This window comes from Pseudomonas sp. S3_G06, from assembly GCF_054667565.1.
This window is the reverse complement of record NZ_CP162738.1, coordinates 4,831,201-4,850,176: the sequence shown is the minus strand read 5'-3', so window position 1 is coordinate 4,850,176 and position 18,976 is coordinate 4,831,201. Positions and strand designations below refer to the sequence as shown.

General features: G+C 56.0%; 22 protein-coding genes and 1 tRNA gene. 11 read left to right on the top strand and 12 right to left on the bottom strand.

Going from position 1 to position 18,976, the window contains the following annotated elements; translation table 11 throughout:
- Positions 1 to 187: 187 nt before the first annotated feature.
- From AB4N47_RS21640 to AB4N47_RS21625, 4 genes are all read left to right on the top strand, one after another.
- Positions 188 to 934, top strand: a complete 747-nt coding sequence (locus tag AB4N47_RS21640; protein WP_016772154.1) for a 2OG-Fe dioxygenase family protein — start codon at positions 188 to 190, stop codon at positions 932 to 934.
- 79 nt (positions 935 to 1,013) lie between these two features.
- Positions 1,014 to 1,391 (top strand): GNAT family N-acetyltransferase, encoded by a 378-nt coding sequence (locus AB4N47_RS21635; RefSeq protein ID WP_003220700.1) that lies wholly within the window; start codon positions 1,014 to 1,016, stop codon positions 1,389 to 1,391.
- Complete coding sequence (locus tag AB4N47_RS21630; RefSeq protein ID WP_016772152.1) at positions 1,388 to 2,104, top strand: AzlC family ABC transporter permease; 717 nt, start codon at positions 1,388 to 1,390, stop codon at positions 2,102 to 2,104. The genes AB4N47_RS21635 and AB4N47_RS21630 overlap by 4 nt, the downstream gene beginning before the upstream one ends.
- Positions 2,083 to 2,400 carry an AzlD domain-containing protein gene (locus AB4N47_RS21625; RefSeq protein ID WP_024011198.1) on the top strand — a complete coding sequence of 106 codons (318 nt, stop codon included), beginning with the start codon at positions 2,083 to 2,085 and terminating at the stop codon, positions 2,398 to 2,400. The genes AB4N47_RS21630 and AB4N47_RS21625 overlap by 22 nt, the downstream gene beginning before the upstream one ends.
- On the opposite strand, the gene AB4N47_RS21620 is transcribed toward AB4N47_RS21625, so the two are convergent.
- Complete coding sequence (locus AB4N47_RS21620) at positions 2,317 to 3,243, bottom strand: LysR family transcriptional regulator (RefSeq protein WP_122611119.1); 927 nt, start codon at positions 3,241 to 3,243, stop codon at positions 2,317 to 2,319. The two genes, AB4N47_RS21625 and AB4N47_RS21620, sit on opposite strands and share 84 nt — an antisense overlap.
- 312 nt (positions 3,244 to 3,555) lie before the next feature.
- Between AB4N47_RS21620 and AB4N47_RS21615 the strand changes: the two genes are divergently transcribed.
- The 6 genes from AB4N47_RS21615 to AB4N47_RS21590 all read left to right on the top strand — a co-directional run bounded on the left by AB4N47_RS21615 (position 3,556) and on the right by AB4N47_RS21590 (position 7,758).
- Entirely contained in the window at positions 3,556 to 3,963 is a 408-nt protein-coding gene (locus AB4N47_RS21615; RefSeq protein ID WP_073471541.1) for an MbcA/ParS/Xre antitoxin family protein, read from the top strand.
- On the top strand, positions 3,960 to 4,640 hold the full coding sequence (locus AB4N47_RS21610) for an RES family NAD+ phosphorylase (RefSeq protein WP_341638382.1): 681 nt from the start codon (positions 3,960 to 3,962) through the stop codon (positions 4,638 to 4,640). The genes AB4N47_RS21615 and AB4N47_RS21610 overlap by 4 nt, the downstream gene beginning before the upstream one ends.
- 703 nt (positions 4,641 to 5,343) lie before the next feature.
- Positions 5,344 to 5,511, top strand: coding sequence for a hypothetical protein (locus AB4N47_RS21605; RefSeq protein WP_330215714.1), 168 nt, complete (start codon positions 5,344 to 5,346; stop codon positions 5,509 to 5,511).
- Between the two features lie 39 nt (positions 5,512 to 5,550).
- Complete coding sequence (locus AB4N47_RS21600; protein ID WP_330215715.1) at positions 5,551 to 5,877, top strand: helix-turn-helix transcriptional regulator; 327 nt, start codon at positions 5,551 to 5,553, stop codon at positions 5,875 to 5,877.
- A complete protein-coding gene (locus tag AB4N47_RS21595) occupies positions 5,822 to 6,820 on the top strand; it encodes a reverse transcriptase family protein (RefSeq protein WP_460154339.1) in 999 nt (332 codons plus the stop codon). Before AB4N47_RS21600 ends, AB4N47_RS21595 begins: the two co-directional genes overlap by 56 nt.
- 182 nt (positions 6,821 to 7,002) lie before the next feature.
- Positions 7,003 to 7,758 carry a hypothetical protein gene (locus AB4N47_RS21590; RefSeq protein ID WP_460154338.1) on the top strand — a complete coding sequence of 252 codons (756 nt, stop codon included), beginning with the start codon at positions 7,003 to 7,005 and terminating at the stop codon, positions 7,756 to 7,758.
- Between the two features lie 132 nt (positions 7,759 to 7,890).
- On the opposite strand, the gene AB4N47_RS21585 is transcribed toward AB4N47_RS21590, so the two are convergent.
- The 9 genes from AB4N47_RS21585 to AB4N47_RS21545 all read right to left on the bottom strand — a co-directional run bounded on the left by AB4N47_RS21585 (position 7,891) and on the right by AB4N47_RS21545 (position 16,271).
- The gene (locus tag AB4N47_RS21585; protein WP_330215718.1) at positions 7,891 to 8,166 is read right to left on the bottom strand and encodes a hypothetical protein; all 276 of its coding nucleotides are present in this window, start codon (positions 8,164 to 8,166) and stop codon (positions 7,891 to 7,893) included.
- On the bottom strand, positions 8,163 to 9,143 hold the full coding sequence (locus AB4N47_RS21580) for an integrase domain-containing protein (RefSeq protein ID WP_330215719.1): 981 nt from the start codon (positions 9,141 to 9,143) through the stop codon (positions 8,163 to 8,165). Before AB4N47_RS21580 ends, AB4N47_RS21585 begins: the two co-directional genes overlap by 4 nt.
- Positions 9,144 to 10,071: 928 nt before the next feature.
- A complete protein-coding gene (locus AB4N47_RS21575) occupies positions 10,072 to 11,391 on the bottom strand; it encodes a tyrosine-type recombinase/integrase (protein ID WP_330215720.1) in 1,320 nt (439 codons plus the stop codon).
- A 163-nt stretch (positions 11,392 to 11,554) separates the two neighbouring features.
- A tRNA-Thr gene (locus AB4N47_RS21570) sits at positions 11,555 to 11,630 on the bottom strand.
- 426 nt (positions 11,631 to 12,056) lie between these two features.
- Entirely contained in the window at positions 12,057 to 13,292 is a 1,236-nt protein-coding gene (locus AB4N47_RS21565) for a methyltransferase (RefSeq protein ID WP_341638383.1), read from the bottom strand.
- On the bottom strand, positions 13,273 to 13,962 hold the full coding sequence (locus AB4N47_RS21560; RefSeq protein WP_016772145.1) for an ABC transporter permease: 690 nt from the start codon (positions 13,960 to 13,962) through the stop codon (positions 13,273 to 13,275). Before AB4N47_RS21560 ends, AB4N47_RS21565 begins: the two co-directional genes overlap by 20 nt.
- Positions 13,959 to 14,654, bottom strand: coding sequence for an ABC transporter permease (locus AB4N47_RS21555; protein WP_122705208.1), 696 nt, complete (start codon positions 14,652 to 14,654; stop codon positions 13,959 to 13,961). Before AB4N47_RS21555 ends, AB4N47_RS21560 begins: the two co-directional genes overlap by 4 nt.
- Positions 14,655 to 14,731: 77 nt before the next feature.
- Positions 14,732 to 15,484 carry an ABC transporter substrate-binding protein gene (locus tag AB4N47_RS21550; RefSeq protein ID WP_341638384.1) on the bottom strand — a complete coding sequence of 251 codons (753 nt, stop codon included), beginning with the start codon at positions 15,482 to 15,484 and terminating at the stop codon, positions 14,732 to 14,734.
- Between the two features lie 13 nt (positions 15,485 to 15,497).
- Positions 15,498 to 16,271 carry an ABC transporter ATP-binding protein gene (locus tag AB4N47_RS21545; RefSeq protein WP_024011209.1) on the bottom strand — a complete coding sequence of 258 codons (774 nt, stop codon included), beginning with the start codon at positions 16,269 to 16,271 and terminating at the stop codon, positions 15,498 to 15,500.
- Between the two features lie 543 nt (positions 16,272 to 16,814).
- On the opposite strand from AB4N47_RS21545, the gene gabP reads away from it, so the two are divergent.
- Positions 16,815 to 18,206, top strand: coding sequence for a GABA permease (gene gabP / locus AB4N47_RS21540; RefSeq protein ID WP_016772141.1), 1,392 nt, complete (start codon positions 16,815 to 16,817; stop codon positions 18,204 to 18,206).
- A gap of 78 nt (positions 18,207 to 18,284) precedes the next feature.
- Here the strand turns inward: gabP and vapC are convergent, their stop codons facing one another.
- Both vapC and vapB read right to left on the bottom strand, forming a co-directional pair.
- Positions 18,285 to 18,683, bottom strand: coding sequence for a type II toxin-antitoxin system tRNA(fMet)-specific endonuclease VapC (gene vapC, locus AB4N47_RS21535; RefSeq protein WP_016772140.1), 399 nt, complete (start codon positions 18,681 to 18,683; stop codon positions 18,285 to 18,287).
- Complete coding sequence (gene vapB / locus AB4N47_RS21530) at positions 18,683 to 18,913, bottom strand: type II toxin-antitoxin system VapB family antitoxin (RefSeq protein WP_071174095.1); 231 nt, start codon at positions 18,911 to 18,913, stop codon at positions 18,683 to 18,685. The genes vapC and vapB overlap by 1 nt, the downstream gene beginning before the upstream one ends.
- Positions 18,914 to 18,976 lie beyond the last annotated feature (63 nt).

Genomic DNA, 18,976 nt, shown 5'->3' with positions numbered 1-18,976 from the left:
GGGGTTTTTTTTCGGCGTTTTTTCAGCGCGAACCGCAAATAACCGGTGTTCTTGTCATGTAAAAGTCGTTTTTCAAGCGCTGCAGATTCCGTTTCAAGCAGTGCTTCAAATGCCTGAAATTCTTTCTCATGGACGCAAATTCTCCACCCAATAGATTAGGGCGTTCAACGCAGCGGAGAATTTGGTAATGATCGTTTTGAACAGAGAAGTGGGCGAATCGCTACGGCGCGACAAGTTTGTCAACGTCCAGGGTGGTGACTTCAATCTCTACGGTCATTTTGCCGACTTCGTCAGACTGACCAAAAGTTGGGAAAACATGGAGCCTGACAGCTACTACGGTCAGGCCGAAGCCGGCATGCGCTACCGTCGTTACAGCGACTTTGAATACAACCCGAAAACCCGTGAGCTCAAGCAACTTGAGCACCGCGCTTACGTGCAATCGAAAGAGAACAACGCTTACGTCGGTGGCGTGGTACGACACTTTCAGGACTTTTCCGAAGAAGTGATCTCTTCGCCGGTGATGCGCAGCCTGATCGACACCGATTTCGAAGTGTACAAAAGTGTCCTGCCGGAAGAGTTGCACGATGAAATCTGGCAGTGCCAGATCCATCAGATCCGCATCGAGATCAAACCCGGCAAACAGCTGGAAATCACCCCTGAAGGCATTCATTGCGACGGCTATCCGTTCAGCGGCGTGCACTTCTGGGGGCGCAATAATGTCGAGGGCGCTGAGAGTCGTTTGTATGACATTCATCAGCAACAGCTGGCGGCGACCACCTACGAGGAAATTCTCGATACCACCTATTTCCTTGATCGCGACATGCGCCATTACGTGACCCCGGCGCGCAACACCCACACCCATGCCATGGCGTACCGGCAGATTCTGGCGATTTCCTTCTCGCGGCCCGGGACCGCTTTCGACATTGTTCGCTAATCAGATCACCCCAATCGACGGCGTCGAGTGCTCGACGCCAGTGGTACTGCGCCGCGCCACCGCCAAGGATGCGCAACGCATGGAGCGCTTCTTCCGCCAGTTCGACGAAGTGTCGTTCTGCGAATGGCAGGACGCCAAATGCCTGCGCGGCGTGTTGATCCAGAAAACCACCACGGCGTACCTGGCTTTCGATGTCGAGGGCGAGATCGTCGGCGCGGTGCTCGGCGGCATGCTCGGCAGTCGCGGCACGATCAACCATCTGGCCGTGAGCCCGCGTTACCGCAGCCAGGGCGTTGGCCAGCGTTTGGTCGAAGCAGCGTCGTCCGACATGAAACGGGTCGGGGTGCTGCGGATGTTTCTGTTCGTCGACGATGCTAACCTCGCGGGCAAGCGATTCTGGACCGCCCAGGGTTTTTGCGAGCCTCACGGCGAAAGAACATTTGAGAGGGATCTATGAATGAAAGGTCCGGCAGCGCGCCGCTGATGGCGACTCATCAGCCGTCGCGCACGTTTGCCGAAGCCAGCCCGGTGGTCGCCGGGTATTTCACCGTGTCGTTTGTCTTCGGGCTGATGGCGGTCAACGCCGGCCTGCCGATGTGGCTGCCGGTGGCGATGTGCTTGTTTGTCTATGCCGGCGCTTCGCAATTCGCCGCGCTGGCGCTGATCTCCAGCGGCGCATCGCTGACCACCATTGTGCTGACCACTTTCCTGATCAATGCGCGGCACATGCTGATGTCGGTGTACATGGCCAAAGCCCTGCGTGCATTGGGCTTGAGCCGCATGGAGCGTTGGGCTTACGCCGGTGGCCTGACGGATGAGTCCTTCGCCTTTCACAGCGTCAAGCTCGGCACAGGCGCGCCGGTCAACGTGCGTTATCTGATCGGTTTCAACCTGTTCTGTCACACCTCGTGGGTACTCGGCGGTTTGCTTGGCGCAGTTTGCGCGCAGTACGCGGCGCACTTGATCAAATATCAGCTCGACTATGCACTGACGGCGATGATGCTCTACGTGCTGGTCTCGCTGTGCAACACGCGCAACAAACTGATCGCTGCCGCTGCCGCCGTGGTCTGCATGGGTGCGCTGAGCCTGATCGGCAGTTCGCCCTTCAACGTATTCATCGCCACGTTCGTGGGCTGCGGAGTGGGTGTATGCCTGACCAAACGTTCCTGATTCTGGTGGTGGTGCTGATGATGGCGGTGACCTTCCTGCCGCGCGCCTTGCCGCTGCAGATCAACACCGAACACTGGCCGCCGTTCGTGGCGCGCGCACTGGAATATCTGCCGGTGGCGATCGTCGCTGCGATCAGCCTCACGCCCCTGTTGATCAAGGACCGGCAGATCCAGCTCGATCGCCCGGAATTCTATGCCGCGATTCCGACGTTGCTATGTGCGTATTTCAGCAAAAACCTCTTTCTCAGTGTGGCGGTGGGGACGGCTGCGTACATTGCGCTCGGCTCGTTCATGTAGCGGCAGATCAACGACGTCGTTCAGCGCCTGGTGGGACAACTCCGGGTTGTTTACCGCCAGGCGCACTTCGAGGAAATCCTCGAAACCGGGAAAAATCGTCAGGCCGTTCTTCTGCGCCGCTTCACGCGAGACCATGCCGACCGCATCCATCTGCGTGATCAACGACAGCGTCAGGGTTTCGCTGCAGGAATAGACCATGCGCTGGCCGTTCTCGTGATTGCCCAGTCCGGCGTCGAGAAAGCGCAGAAAACTGTGGGAATACGGACAATCTTCCGCAGGACGCACCTGAAACTTGTTGCCCAGCAACGTCAGCGGATCGTTTTCCTGACCGCAATGCGCACCGACCACCTGCACCTGCACCTCCGGCAGGACGATGCTCGGCAGCCCCGGCCGCTGCGGGCCGATCAGCACGGCAAGGTCGAAATCTTCGTTCTTCAGCTTGCTGAGGTTTTCCATCGACTCGGCGTAGCTGAATTCCATCTGGTAATCGGGAAACACCTCGATCAGGCGTCCGATCATGCGTCGGTTGAAATCAGGCGACAGGGTGTTGTTCAACGCCACCTTCAACGTGCGCTGCCCGGGTACCTTCAGCGCCTCGACCTTTTCTTCCATCTGTCGCGTGGCGATCAACACTTTGTCGATGTAAGGCGTGAGCTCCGTGCCTTGCGGCGTCAGCGTCAGGCCCTTGTTGGAACGGCGAAACAAGCGGAAACCGAACTGCTCTTCGACCTTGTTCAACTGTGCGGCCAACGCCTGCACGGTCAGGCACGAATGCTCGGCTGCGGCCGACAGCGAGCCGGTCTGCACGATGCGCATGAGGTTGCGTAAGGTTCTGCTATCCATGGGTAATGCCCTCTGAAGTGGGCTGGGTATTGTTGTTTACGAAACGACCGAAACGGCGCGATATGCCGGCTATATTCCTGCACCTGAGCATAGTTGTCGCGGATTTAGTAGCGAATTGATTTCCCCGCCGATGGCTGGAGGCTCACAGAGGATCGGGGTTTTTGCTGGGGTGGGGGTGATGGAGATCAAAAAATGCGTGTGAGAAGCATGGATTTTTCAGTCTGCACGGTTGTTCATCAGTGTATTAATTTTGAGTAAATGTACAGATATGTACTAACCTCAAGGCATGATGATTTCTCTGGAGGCGGCCAAATGCCAACTTCATCTACTGCGTTAAACCCACGCGAACAACTCGACGCCCCCGAAGCCGGGCGCGTTGCGCTCAAGTTCTTCTTCAACCTCATGGAGCATTGGGGCTGCAACGCCGAGCAACAACGCACCCTGCTCGGTGGAGTCGGCAACACCACGTTCTATAAATACAAACACCTGCCAAACATCCGCCTGCCCCACGACACCCTTGAGCGCATCTCTTATCTGATGGGCATCCACAAGGCGTTGAGCATCATCTTCAGCAACAGCCGCGAGCGCGCCTACGATTGGGTCAGCAGCCCCAACACGGCGGCACCGTTCAACGGCAAAACCGCGCTGGATTACATGCTGGCAGGCCGGGTGGTCGATATCGCCGATGTGCGCCGCTACCTCGACGGAGTGCGCGGTTGAAAGCGCCGGCGCTAGTCGATGTGCCATGGCCGCGCGCCTATCGCATCGTCAACAGCAGCTTCCCGCCGATTGCACTGTTCGAAGACGTGCTCGACGCCGAAGACCTCGAAGTTGCCTACGCAATTGAAGCGCTGACCAACGATCGGCTGGTCGAACAGGCTGGCGTACTGGCCCGCGTACGTCCCGAAGATCGCCTGTCCGGCCCTGGTTCCAGCCCGGTGATGGCCGCGTTCACTCACGTCGGCAAACGCAGCCGTTTCAGTGACGGCACCTTCGGCGTCTATTACGCCGCCAGCAGCCAGAGTGCGGCCATCGCTGAAACCTGTTTTCATCAGGAACGCTTTCTCGCGGCGACCCGGGAAGCCGATCTCGAATTGACCATGCGTACTTACATCAATCGGGTGGTAAAGCCGCTGCATGACGTTCGCCAAGGCTATGAACATTTGCATCAGCCCGATCCGGAAGCCTATGGGCCATCGCAGGTATTTGCGCGACAGTTGCGCGATGGTGAATCGTGGGGCTTGCTCTATAACAGCGTGCGGTTGCCCGGGCATGAATGCGTTGCAGCGTTCCGCCCGCCGGCGGTATCGATTCCGAAGCAGGGCAAGCATTTGCGCTATGTCTGGAGTGCGAACGAGCAGAGGATTTCGTATGTGCTCGAAATCAGTCAGGTGTGAAACGCAAAAAGCCCTCGCATCCGCGAGGGCCTTGTGAGCTCCAAACGCCAGAAACAACAAAGCCCCGGCATTTCTGCAGGGGCTTTGTTTTGTATGGTGCGGCACCAAGAGTCGAAAAATATCATAACTATCTGATTTTTATGTATTTTAAATATCGTAGATTATTATCATATCTCTAAAACTATCCTTTTCCCCTCTTCCGAGCCTTCTAGATGCAAGAAGAGTGAGCTGAGACACGATTGTTCTGAAGGCATGGCAGCCTTTCGACCCCTTCATTAACCTGTGAGGGGAGGCCTGCTTCTATTCCACTATATCCTCTCAGCACCCAGCAACACCTAGGCTGTGTCTGGCGGTGGGCGTGTCAGTGCCGCGCGTTTTCGCTGTGAGCGAAAATATTTTTTGACTGACCTATTATGTTCTGCCATGATGATTTTGCGGTCGATGATTTCTCGATTGTTTGTAGGTGCTAAGGCACTGTGGGGGTTGATTTCGAACCTCTAAATTTTGGGCCGGGCGTGTGCGGTCGCTACCGTGCGCGTATGTGGTGCGGTCTTGTAGGCTTCGTCGAGACGTCGAAGCCTGGTGATTTCAGCGAGGGGGAAAAATACAGTTCAAACATCGGTCATTTGGCTTGTAAAGGTTGCATCGAGAGGTCGGTTCCACATGTTGTGGGCTGGCGCAAACCCTTACAGGAGCATTCAATATGCAACCACGTGACGAGAAAGCCGAAGAACTGTACCTGGTGAAACTGAAGAGAAAGCAGCGTTTGAGATTGCTCAAAACTTGCTTTGGTGTGATTAAGATTCTCGTGCCGCTACTGTCGATGATTGACAGGAATTGGACGAAGATCATCGCATTCTTCCATGAGTAGCCTACCCCGCTGGTGTCACACTCATCAAAGGTGTGCAAAATGTTAGGTAAAGCCCTTAAGCTAATTCGTTCTTACTACGACTTGTCTCAAACAGAGTTGTGCTCTCGGTTGGGGGTATCAAACTCTCACTTGTCCGAGGTCGAGTCTGGAAAGAAGCAGCCATCTATTGAACTGCTCAAAAAATATAGCGACTACTTCGATATACCGCTATCTTCAATTTTATTCTTCTCTGAAAATATCGATTCTCCTCGAGCTACTGATAACTTGCGTTTCGGCTTGGCGAAAACTATTATTTCGTTACTTGAATGGAATGAGGATCGAAATGCAGCTAAAGAAAAGTACAAGGAAAAAACGAAAGCCCGATAATGAGCTTCCAATTCACCAGTGTGCCTTATATAAAGTAGGCTCACCGAGGCGGCTGGCTGAGTTGCTAAAGATTAGCGTAGTCGAGCTTGAAGAGTGTCTTGAGTCACAAAATAACTATAAAATATTCACAAAGGTTTTGGCTCCGAATCCATTTACTGGAAAATCTCGAAAAAAACGGGTCGTTCAAGAGCCTAAGTATCGACTTCGGAAGCTACACGAGAGGATATTATTTATGCTTCGTCGTGTCCAATATCCTGACTACGTTCAAGGCGGAGTAAAGCACCGTTCGTACCAAACGAACGCAGCTATTCATCTTGGAGCTCGACAAACAGCGACATTTGATCTGAAAGATTTTTATGGATCTACCCGCTACTGTCTTGTGCACGACTTCTTTCTTAATATTATGTGCTGCCCAACTGACATTGCGGGCAGACTTGCCTCGCTGACAACTTGGAACGGCGTAATGCCGACCGGAAGCCCACTCAGTCCTCTTCTTTCATTTTGGTCAGCTAAAGGCCTGTTTGATAAATGTGAGGAGCTGGCGGTAAAGTATGGATTGAATTTTACCTGTTATATTGATGATCTAACTTTCTCAGGGGATCAGATTTCGGGAGGTTTTCAGGCCGAGCTAAAAATTCTCGCCAGTCGCTTTGGCTATGAAATAGCAAAAGAGAAAACCAAGATTTTTCGCTTTGGAGTGCCAGCCCATATCACCGGTGTTATTTCACATAAAGCTAGGCTTTCTGTTCCACATTCGAGATTGAAAGGTGTCCGCAAAATTCAAGACGCTATTGGTGGGAGAGGGGCTGCGTATGGTTTTACTGCAGTCCAACTCAAACAGAAGTTAGCAGGAGCAATTAATGAAGCAGCTTCAATTGATGCAGTGAAATATGAAAAATGGGCATTGTATAGTCGTAAAGATATTGAGGGTGATCTTGGTTAGTAGCTGATCGAAGCGCTGTAACTCGCCTAGGGCGCGTGCTCAGGGTTTTGCGTTAAGCTGCGCTGGTTTTAGAAGATGCCATGGAGCGAAAAAGTCAGTATGTATGGCGTATAGTCGGAAAGGATAGTTTCTGCAGTCGTCCCTTGTCAATCACTCTATAAATAAAATATGTCGAAGTGGCTATGCTAATTATGGAATATATGTTTGTTGCGGTTTTGTCTTTGCTTGTGGCCTGTGTGGTTATCTTTTTTAAAACGCTTTATAAGGAGAAGGCTAAAAACAGAGCGCTGATCGAAGATGCTGGGCGTATCGAGGCAGAAAAACAGAAAGTGATACATGAATATACCTTAGAGACAGAGAGAGTTAAGCAAGCTCACGCTAAAGAAATAGAAGGTCTTAAGCAACAGAGTGCTGAAAAGCTTGATAAGCAAAAAAGAGATCATGAAATTGATATGCAGAAGCGGAAGTATAAGTATGAAAGCAAAAGCCGCGAATATCACAGGTTTATGGATGAAATTGATGCGTTCCGAGGGCTTAATATTGAAATTATTGAGAAAGAACTGTCCCCAATGATCTCCGCATGCTTCGCAAGTGACTTAGGTATTTCGAGTAAGTTGTTTGCAGATGCTAATAATAAAGCTACGAGTATCATCGGCTCTGTCAGGGTCCAGGAAGCTAAGCTTTTTGCTCAGGTTAATGGTGTGAAATTAAATGCAAGTCAAGAGATTCTTGACCTGTTGGATGAGCTTCGAGCAAACATAAGTCAGTCAAAGTTGTACCTCGAAAAAGTAGTTGGGTATGTTTTTAGTGAAAATTTTAGGCGTACTAAGCTAATTCCTGATGAGGTTAGCAATCATGCTCTCGGGCTTAATGAGCGTACAGTGGAGTTGAATAAAAAGCTTCTTGCAGCACTCAAGGCGGACCTTGATACCCTGTAGGCAGTCCGAGCTGGAGGGATGTGGGTATACCCCCAAAAATTTGATGATCTTGGATTGTAGCTTAGAGAGGAGAACGAATACCTCTTTAGGAGCGATAGTGATAGTAGTGACTGTACCGTAGCTGGGGATTAACTAGAGGTTGAATTTCCATGATTTTTGCAAGCGCTGAGTGATCAGGTGGACAGTCAGCAAATAGTAATATCGAGTCGCCTTGCTGCGACGATTCAGACGATGTTCGATGAACCAGGCCACATGCTTCTTCTGCCAAGCCCACGGTGTATCTCGTTGCCAGCGTTTTGCAATTTCCACTTGGATGATTTTCGCTTGGCGCAAATGTCGCTTCTGGGTTGCATGCGAACCCGTCAGCATCGCAGAAATGAATAGTTCTATATCGAATGGCTTGCTCATGTCCGTCCTCCAATGTAGGCCGCGACCACGTCGATCCGACCGTGCCCCAACTCATAGCTGATTTGCCTTCGGGCCTCACGATCTAGGTTCCTATCTGCCTGGCAACATTGGCCCCCATTGATTGGCGCGAGGTGTTGGGTGATCTGCTCGTAGCGCTCACATGCGTAAGCCGCTCGTAGTTCATGGAAGCCTTTGAGGTAATGTGCTTGCAGGATGTCTCGCGAAGGGCGGATGCTTTCTTGCAGAAAATTCAGGTAGCTTTCGTTTGGCGCAATCAGGTTGCGGCTACCTGCAGGTGACGCCTGCCATGCGAATCCAAGTGCACCACGAATATGGTCGTTCACTGCTATCCAACGTGGCGCCGAAGCGCCGGCGCGGCCGCCTTTGGTGCCCTCCTGAATGTTAATTCTGCCTAGGTCGTTAGCCTCACGGCTTAGCCGTGGCAGGTCAGCCAAGATGGCCTCACGCAAGCGCATGCCGGTGGCTCGCGCCAACAGGACGATCGCGGCGGCCCGTTGCTGATGATTTCGGCAAAGCGCATGGACGATCTCTTTAACCTGATCGCGGTCTTGGCCCTGCGGCACCGACTGGCGAACCCCGGTGCGCTGCATATTCAACGCCTTGCTCGGACTTGGTAACTTCACGCACTGATCACCGCGAAGCGCTGCCATGGTCCTGTTAACGCTGGATAGCCGATTTTGTGCGGTGCTGACGGCGAGGTCACCGCGCCCAACCACGTCGCGCAGATATGCCGCGTAGTCGGCCAACACTTTCCGATCAATCCGCCGCGCATCATTGATACCGGGCCCCTGTTCGGAGCGGCACCACTTCACGAATGCCTGCCACCGATCACAGTGTGCCTTCACCGTGCCGTAATGACCGCCGCCGAACATGTCTCTCAACGCCTGCGGCCCTGCATAGCTCAGTTGCCTGCCGTAGCCGAAATTGCGGCCATTGCGTCTACCCACCAATGCCATGTCGGTCACCTCATCTGCCGTTCTCCGATCCTCGCCCCACGTCATCCCGCCAAGAATGCTGAGTGTTATCAGGGATCGAGGCCCCTGCGGCCTGTGGGGTTGTCCTCTAACGCGGGACTGTCGACTCCTTACGTCCGGGAGCAAGGGCATCTCATGATCTGGCCTCCTGAGCACCAATACCGGTGGGCGGGTGGAGGCCGCGCTGGCTGACGAGACCAGCGCCTGAAAGATCCTGAGCCGGGTGAACACAGCGATGCGATGACCGGGGCATGCCTGACTGTCAGTCAGGTGCAGTCCTTTCCCTGGTCTGCGGCACCATCATCTACATGGCTGTTGCTGGTGACATCGGCGTTTGTCACGCCGATTGTCACGAGGGGAATTGCCGCAAAGCCATGTGCGATCAGGGCTGCAGCAGTGGTAGAAGTGCCCGTCTCTTTCCAGAGAAAGAGACGGGCGCAGGTTGGCGCATACGAAATGGCCAAGCGGATGGGTTGCTGCTGGGCAGGAGGGTATGGTGGCTGCCGCAGGGGCAACGGTGTTTAGTTGGCATCCATCACATGGGTAGTGACCGTACGAGCTACCGGACGCGAATCGTACTTGGGGGTGAACCACCGCGGTTGCGGCGTGACCTTTCAGGTTGCTGGCCACATTCGGCTGCCTCAGCAGCGCTTGCATCTACCGGTCTACGCCTGTGGACAATATTCGTCAAGTAACGCAATTTCAGGGACTTAGCACCTGTGGATAAAGCTATCCCCCGGTGGACATCATTGGTTTTCCACAGACGATAACTGTGCCAGTCGCTTATAGTAAGGTTAGGTCCATTGAAACGGGGCGGCTTTGCCGCCTCGTTTAAATGGACCCGCGCGGAGGAGCTACATGCGGGGCTGTGGGTAACTTCACAGCGAGTTTGGGGAGATGGTGCGGCGGGCTACTCGGTCCTCTTGGCACTGCGAAGGCGCGTGACGTTCTCGCCCGTCTGCTTGGCAAACTCATGCGGCGTCACATGGTCCTCGCGATTTGCCTCCAGAAACCGGCTCCACCAGGTCATGATCATCCGGCGTTCTTCGAGGAACTCGGCCTTGTGGGTATAGGCGGCGCGCACGTTGTTGCGTTCCTTGTGGCTCATCTGTCGCTCGATAGCCGTCTCCGACCACAGCCCGGACTCGACCAGCGCACTGCACGCCATGGCTCGGAACCCGTGGCCGCAGATATCCACCTTGGTGTCGTAGCCCATCGTCCTGAGCGCTGCATTCACCGTGTTCTCGGACATCGGTTTCCACGGTTTGGCATCCCCCGCGAACACCAGCTCGAACTTGCCGGTTATCGCGTGGATCTGCTCAAGCAAGGCCACTGCCTGCGGTGATAAGGGTACAACGTGAATGTCCCCGGCCATCTTCGTACCCCTTGTGGAAAAGGGCACGCCGTCGAGCGCTGGGCGAGTGTCGGGGATTTCCCAGATGCCGCGCTTGAGGTCGAACTCGTTCCAGCGGGCGAAGCGTAGTTCACTGGAGCGTACGAACACGTGCAGCGATAGCATCACGGTAAGGCGTGTGAGTGGACGACCTTTGTAGCCGTCGATACAGGCCTGTAGCTCTGGCAGCCTTGATAAGGGTAGTGCGGGTCGGTGAGTCACCCGTGGAGTTTTGATCGAGCCATCGAGATCGTGAGCCGGGTTCGCCGTGATCAGTCGCAGCCGTTTGGCTTCGCGCATGATGCTTTGCAGGTAATTCTTGATCCTGAGCGCCACGTCGATGGTGCCGCGCTTCGTCACGGCTTCCAGTGGCTGCATGAGGTCGTGGGTGTCGAGGTCGACGATTGCCCTGGCGCCGAGAATGGGGAAGACGTGAGTCTTCAACCGGCTGAGCACAGTCTTGGCGTGGCCGGGCGCCCACTTGGGCACCATGCCGGCGTGCCAGTCGAGCGCAACGCTTTCGAAGGTCCGCCCGTTGATCACGGCCTGCGTCTTGGCTTGTTGCTTGGACTGGATCGGATCTATGCCGTTGGCAAGCTGCTGCTTGATCTCGAAGCGCTTGCGGCGTGCGTCGCCCAGCCCGACCACTGGATAGCTGCCGAGAGCGGTCAGGCCTTCGCGGCCATCGGGTTTCACGTACCTGAGCCGCCAGCCTTTGCGGCCGTTGGGTTGCACAAGCAGGTAAAGACCGTCGCCGTCGAAGAGCTTGTACTCGCGCTCTCTGGGCTTTGCCGTGCGACAGGTGGTGTCTGTGAGCGGGGCAGTGGTGCGGGCCATAAGGGTAGTCTCCGATATCGAAACGGACCTCTATCCTTAAAACTACCCTTATTAGCGCTGGCTACCCTCGGAATCCGATGGAACGCCAAAACGAAAAAACCCGCCAGAAGGCGGGTTTTTCGGGGGTTCCAGAGATTTTGAAAGCCTTCTCTGGAACCTTATATGGTGCCGGCACCAGGAGTCGAACCCGGGACCTACTGATTACAAGTCAGTTGCTCTACCAACTGAGCTATACCGGCGTGTGGGCGACGATTATAGCGATTGGGTAGATCCTGTAAACCCCTGAATTCAGACTATTTTTGCATTCCGGAAAAATCAGGCCGTGCGCAAATTTATACGCAGCTTTTGTATCTCACGCGCGGTAAGGCATTTATGCAGGGCGTACAGTTGAGTCTGGGCTTTCGGGACCCTTTAGTTATTCACTCGGCTAGCCCAATATTCGTCGGTTATGTCGTTTTGATTGGCAGCTTATGCACAACTGAGAGGCGCGAGTACTGCTTGGGCGAGGTTTTGTGAAGCCATTCTCATCTTGTTCGCAAATCCCTGTTTTACCGGTTTTTATTTATGTGAACAAAAAATGACCAGTGTTGTTAAGTCGACGAAACAGGGGCAGATATTGGATCCACGGCAAATCCATCAACAGAGTTATCCACAGGCTTTAATATTTAAGCGCGCTCGGCGAGGAGCAGTAAGTTACGCGGTGTGAGTGAGGTGTCGCAAAAGGTGCCGAGGCGTACGACGTATCCCTGTTCTGCGAGGAAAAGTGCCCGATCCAGATTCAGCCAAAGCTCCAGCGGTCGTCGGAACAAACCGCGAAGCAATTCGAGGTTGCGCACTTCGACCAACCGCTGCCAACCGGCGGCTTCGAGTGTCCACCAATCTGGCGAGCCGACTGTGGATAACTCTTTGAGCACAGCCAGATCGCGACAGTAATCAGCGAACGGTTTGTCCAGCCAGGCGCTGGGCAGGGAGGGCGTTGGCAGGTATTCATCGACGCCGCGCAGTTGCCGTTGCAGCAAGTCGAAGGCCAGTCGTCGGGCCATGGAAGTGTCACGCTGGCGTCGAACTCTTGCACCGGCGGTGACGGTTTCGCTCATCGGCAACGCCAGATCTTCCAGAGACAGGTGTAGGAGTGATGCCGATCCTCCGCAGGACAAGGCGTGATATTCGTTGCGACTGATGCGGTTGTAGCAGCAGGGCGCAATTGCCATTTGTTGGCAACCTGCGGCACTGGCCAGTTGCATCAAGCGCACATGAAGATCACCGCACGCGTGGAGCGCGATGGGGGTGTGCGCGGCGTTCAATACGGCTGGGGCATCCGCCGCGAGTACATCCTGTTCGACATGCAGGGCGTGCAAGTGATGACGCTGACTCAGTGCCTGACCGCTGGCGACCAGCACCGGATCGTATTCAACGCAAGTCAATTGTTGCCCGGCACTCAACAGGCGCCGTCCCAGATGCCCTTTGCCGGAGCACCAGTCCAGCCAATGCGTCGGCTGCGAGGCAAAGGACAAGCGACCGGCAAACGCCTCGATCTGCTGCCACTTGCGCCCAGGCACATCGACATTCAAGCGATGCCCGGCAGCTTCAAGCGCACGCCCCGGCAACTCACCGACCGCACTCAACTCTGCCGACAACTTCGCCAATGAAGCGAACGGCTCTGGCGCATCGACAAGATCAGCAGGATGGTTATGCGCGCGTTCTGCTTCTTCCAGCGACCGCCCGCGTAGCCACGCAGACAGCTGCGGGTAGGACGCTTCCCATGGAAGTTGTAGGTGAGTGAACGGTCGAGGTTTCCACAGCGCCTGATGCTTAATCAAAAAAGCATCCAGCGTCGTGAAACGGGCGAGTAGAGCCTCGCCCGTCAGCACGTGGGAAGTATCAGCGGCCTTGGCAGGCATCGACGCGCAGCCAGCGCTCCAGCAGCTTGAAGCCGCGTACCAGCACGTAAGCCATGACCAGATAGAACACACCGGCGGCGAAGAAGATCTCCACCGGCAGATAAGTGCGGGCGATGATCGTGCGGGCCATGCCGGTCAGTTCCAGCAGGGTCACGGTGCTGGCCAGGGCGCTGGCCTTGAGCATCAGGATCACCTCGTTGCTGTAGGCCGGCAGGCCGATGCGCGCTGCACGGGGCAGGATGATATAGAACATCGCTTTGGGCCTGGACATGCCCAAGGCTCGCGCAGCTTCGATTTCACCGGGTGGAATTGCCTGAATGGCTCCACGCAGGATTTCGGCGATGTACGCCGCCGTATGCAGCGTCATGGTCACCGTTGCACACCAGAACGGATCGCGCAGGTACGGCCACAAAGCGCTTTCACGCACCGCGTCGAACTGCGCCAGGCCGTAATAGACCAGGAACAGCTGCACCAGCAGCGGCGTGCCGCGGAAAAAGAAGATGTAGGCGTAAGGCAGCGAGCGCACGTACCAGCGCTTCGAAGAGCGCGCGATGCCCAGCGGAATGGCGAGCAGCAGGCCGGCGATGACCGCGATGGCGACCAGTTCCAGCGTCAGGGTCGCGCCCTGTGCCAGTTTCGGCAGCCACTTGATGATGACCTCCCAGTTCATTGCGCGCTCCTCGCAAAGCCGCGAGCGGCGCGTTTTTCCAGGAAGTGCATGCCGGTCATCGCCAGCACTGTCAGGCCGAGGTACATGATCGCGGCGACCATATAGAAGGTGAACGGTTGTTTCGACACGGTCACACCGATCTGCGCGTGACGCATGATTTCTTCCAGACCGATGACCGATACCAGCGCGGTGTCTTTCATCAGGATCATGAACAGGTTGCCCAGGCCCGGCAGGGCGATGCGCCACATCTGCGGCATGATCAACCGGGTGAAAATCCGCCACTTCGACAGGCCCAGGGCCTGGCCGGCCTCACGGTGACCCTTGGGAATGGCCAGCAGGGCGCCACGAAACACTTCCGTGGCGTACGCGCCGAAGCACAGGCCCAGTGCGATCACACCGGCGGCAAAGGCGTTGAGTTGCAGGTCGGGGTTGCCGAAGTATTCACCGAGGGTGCGCATCAGGTTGACCGTACCGAAGTAGATCAACAGCACCCAAAGCAATTCCGGGACGCCGCGTACCAGCGTCGAATAAGTGCCGCCAAGCCATTGCAGCGGCTTGTATGGGGAAGTCTTGGCCAAGGCGCCGAGCAGGCCGAGCACCAGGCCCAGACACAGGGCGGTGAGGGCCAGTTGGACGGTCATCAGCGCGCCAGCGGCGAGCGCCGGGCCGAATCCGTAGAGGTCGATAATCATGGGTTTCTGTTCAAATTGCGGCAGGCAAAGTCGGGAGCCGGTGCCGCTTGATCACGGCGCCGGTCCCCCAGGTCAGATCAATAGATGCTGAACGGGAAGTACTTGTCGTTGATTTTCTTGTAGGTACCGTCAGCGACGATTTCCTTCAGCGCGGCGTTCAGCTTGTTGCGCAGTTCGTTGTCACCCTTGCGCACTGCGATGCCGATCTTGTCGCTTTCCACTACCGGGTCGCCTTTGAACTCGTAGTTCTTGCCAGCGTCGGTTTTCAGCCAGTCATAGTTGGCGTACTTATCGGCGAGGATCGCGTCGACACGGCCGGAGGTCAGATCAAGGTAGGCGTTTTCCTGGGTGTCGTAGAGGCTGACCTTGATATCGTCACCGTAGGTGTCTTCCAGCCAGGTGCCGGCCAGCGTTGCGCGCTGGGTACCGATGTTCTTGCCTTTGAGCGAGTCCTTGTCGGTCTTGAAGTCGACGTTTTTCGGGGCGATGAACTGCAATTTGTTCGAGTAGTACGGGTCGGTAAAGTCCACCGCGGCTTTACGCTCTTCGGTGATCGACAGCGAGGAGATCAGGAAGTCGAATTTCTTCGCGTTCAGCGCCGGAATGATGCCGTCCCAGTCAGAGGTGACGACGGAGCATTCGGCTTTCATCTTCGCGCACAGGGCGTCGCCGATTTCCTTGTCGAAGCCGACCACCTGGCCGCTCGCGTCTTTATTGTTGAACGGCGGGTAGGCCGCTTCGATGCCCATCTTCAGGGTTTCAGCCATGGCACCGGCGCTGAATGCGAGGGTGACGGCGGCGGCCAGGAAGACCTTTTTGAAATTCTGCATGCATGTTGCTCCGTTAGCGGTTGCTGGACATGAATTGTTTGCAGCGCGCCGAAAGCGGGTTATCGAACACCTGCTGTGGCGATCCTTGCTCTTCTATAAGGCCCTGATGAAGGAACACCACTTCGCTGGAAACCTGACGGGCGAAGCCCATTTCGTGGGTCACGAGCAGCATGGTGCGGCCTTCTTCGGCCAATGCGCGGATGACACTAAGTACTTCCTGAACCATTTCCGGGTCAAGCGCGGAGGTGGGTTCGTCGAACAGGATCACCTTCGGCTGCATTGCCAGCGTGCGGGCGATGGCGGCGCGTTGTTGCTGACCACCGGACAATTGCGCCGGGTAGGCGTGGCGCTTGTCAGCGATGCCGACCTTGGCCAGCAACGCTTCGGCGACTTCGATGGCCTCGGCCTTGCTCTGGCCGAGCACGCGGCGCGGGGCCTCGATGACGTTGTCGAGGACGCTCATGTGCGGCCATAGATTAAAGTTTTGAAATACAAAACCAATCTCCGAGCGCAGGCGATTGATCTGTTTGCCGTCGGCGGCGACCAGTTCGCCGTTCTTCGCGGCTTTGAGCTTGAGTTCTTCACCGGCCACCAGGATCTGGCCCTGATGCGGGTTTTCCAACAGGTTGATGCAGCGCAGGAACGTGGACTTGCCGGAACCGGAAGAGCCGAGGATCGAGATCACGTCGCCGTCGCGGGCGGTCAGCGAGATGCCTTTGAGCACCTCCAGCTGTCCGTAGCGTTTGTGCAAGTTGCGGATTTCAAGCGCGGGCGTGGCCTCAGCCATGTGCGTTCCTCATATATGTTGCGCTCCTGCTGTTGGCGGGCCTTCCTGGCGAGGCGGCCAAGCTAGCATAGCGTTTCAATGGCAGCCAACAGCGCTACGAGCGGTAAACGGGTGGCATGTGGCGGGTTGTCGCATCGGCGCAGCAGACTGTCGCCCCATCAACAACCGAACGGGTGTTTGATCATGCAAACCCGTGGGTGCCGCGTAAAAAAAGGCGCGATGTTGCCAGCTTTGGCGGGGTGTTGGAAGCGCTATCCGGCCGAACGTTCCTTATTCGCCCTTTTTCTGTGCGCCGCACACTTTTTCTGTGTGTTTCTGGTGCGCGGATTCGTCTTGAAAGTGAGTCGCCGGGTAACGTTCTGGCGAATAGCCATTAAACTCAAGGACTTGCACCGGATGCCGAAGCCCCCGGCCCTCAAGGACTCGAAACATTTTGGCGCAAATATTGCGTGCAGAATAAGGAACAGGCCGTTGGATTCTTTTTACGAGAAAGAATTTTCAGACGCGCCGGACGCACTCGCTTTCCTTGCAAAGGTAGTCTCTATGAGCAGTACCCCAAGCTCCACAGGCCTCGAACAGGGGCTCAAACCGCGTCATGTGACCATGTTGTCGATCGCCGGTGTGATCGGCGCCGGTCTGTTCGTCGGCTCCGGCCACGCCATTGCTGCCGCCGGCCCGGCCGTGCTGCTGGCTTACGCCGCCGCCGGTACGTTGGTGGTGTTGGTGATGCGCATGCTCGGCGAAATGGCCGTGGCTTCGCCGGACACCGGTTCGTTCTCGACTTACGCTGACCGCGCGATCGGTCACTGGGCCGGTTTCACCATCGGCTGGTTGTACTGGTGGTTCTGGGTGCTGGTGATTCCGCTGGAAGCCAACGCCGCCGCAACCATCCTGCACGCGTGGTTCCCGGGCGTGGACATCTGGGCTTTCGCTTTGGTCATCACCATGCTGCTGACCGTGACCAACCTGTTCAGCGTGAAGAATTACGGCGAGTTCGAGTTCTGGTTCGCCCTGATCAAGGTGTTGGCGATCATCGGCTTCATCGGCCTAGGTCTTGCGGCGATTTTTGGCTTCCTGCCGACCAGTCAGGTCAGCGGTGTGTCGCATCTGTTCGACAGTGGCGGCTTCCTGCCCAACGGCATGGGCGCTGTGCTGGGCGCGATCCTGACCACCATGTTCTCGTTCATGGGCACCGAGATCGTCACCATCGCGGCGGCGGAATCGAAGGACCCAGGCAAGCAGATCTCCAAGGCCACCAACTCGGTGATCTGGCGGATCGGCCTGTTCTATCTGGTTTCGATTTTCATCGTGGTGGCGCTGGTGCCGTGGAACGATCCTACCCTGGCCAACCTCGGTTCCTACCAGACCGTACTTGAGCGCATGGGCATTCCCAATGCGAAGATGATCGTTGACATCGTCGTACTGGTCGCGGTGACCAGTTGCCTGAACTCGGCGCTGTACACCTCGTCGCGCATGCTGTTCTCCCTCGGCAAACGCGGCGATGCCCCGGCCATGTCGACCCGCACCAACAAGAGCGGCACGCCTTACTGGGCGGTGATGCTGTCCACCGGCGCTGCGTTTCTCTGCACCTTCGCCAACTATGTGGCTCCGGCAGCGGTGTTCGAGTTCCTCCTGGCCAGCTCCGGCGCCATCGCCCTGCTGGTGTACCTGGTGATCGCCTTCTCGCAACTGCGCATGCGCAAGCAGCGCATGGCGCGCGGCGAGAAGATCGTCTTCAGCATGTGGCTGTTCCCGGGGCTGACCTGGGCGGTGATCATCTTCATCGTCGCCGCGCTGACCATCATGCTGTTCCAGGAAGCCCACCGCGTGGAAATCCTTGCCACGGGCCTGCTGAGTCTGATGGTGGTAGCCGCTGGTCTGCTGGTGTCGCGCCGTCGCAAGCTGGAGAAGCGTGGTGCGGTGGTGTTGAACTGATCTGCAACGCGTGATGTAAAAACGGCCGCTGTCAGGGATGACTAGCGGCCGTTGTTGTTTCTGAGCTTTCCAGTCAGGTTAAACCCAGTCCTCGATTCGCAAACCGGAAACGCGTTGAAACTCCCGTACGTTGTTCGTCACTACAATGAGTCCAAGTGAGCGTGCGTGGCCAGCGATCATTTGGTCGTATGGCCCGATCGGCGTTCCAGCCTTCGCGAGTTCAGATCGAACCATCCCGGCCTGTGCGGCTGCGTCGTTATCGAAAGGCAAGACATCCAGTCGCGCGACAAATCCTTCAACAATTGCCAGATTTTTCTCCGGGGCCGCCGACTTTTCAGCACCGTAAATAAGCTCCATAAGCGTGATAGCGCTGATGCACAACTGCCCGGAATGTCGATTGAAGGCTTCCCGGACAATTTGTGGTTTGTTCTTGATGGTGAAGATGCAGATATTTGTATCCAGCATGTACTTGATCATCAGAACGACTCGCGCTCCTGTTCAGTGGGTTGCTCACGGTTAGCCATGAAATCAGGGCTGACGCTGTCGCCATCAAACCAGCTATCCCAGCTTTCTCCAGCAGGCGTAATGACGCGTGTTCTGCCAATCGCGATGACTTCCACTCGTTTAACGTCGCTGGGCATCGCAACTGCCTTTGGCAGTCGGACTGCCTGACTTCTGTTGCTCATGAAAATCGTGGTCTGCTCCATATTCGGGCTCCCGGGTCTGTTCCTGTGATTAGCTCAGGATAGATCGTGCTGGGGATATGTCAA